The following is a 216-nucleotide window of genomic DNA, read 5'->3' on the forward strand; positions in this document are numbered from 1 at the left end:
ACATCTATCCGGCCACCGAAGAAATCGCCATCATCGCGGGCCGCCGTGGCCCGGGCCGCAGTCAGCCAGTCCGCTGCGGGCAGGCAATCGCTGTCCAGAAACACCAGAATCTCGGCCCTGGTCTCGGCCACGCCGCGGTTGCGCGCGATGGCCGCGCCCTTGGCCGCCTCGGTCACGATCCGGACCCCGGGCAGGGTGGCGCGGGCTGGGTCCAGG

Annotated in this window: 1 protein-coding gene; it reads right to left on the reverse strand. The window is 71.8% G+C overall.

The features are described from left to right. Positions 1-216, reverse strand: a 216-nt coding sequence (locus EEB11_RS19385; protein ID WP_135434223.1) for a glycosyltransferase family 2 protein, incomplete at both ends; no start/stop codon positions are given.

The organism is Pseudotabrizicola sediminis (genome assembly GCF_004745575.1).
GTDB lineage: Bacteria > Pseudomonadota > Alphaproteobacteria > Rhodobacterales > Rhodobacteraceae > Pseudotabrizicola > Pseudotabrizicola sediminis.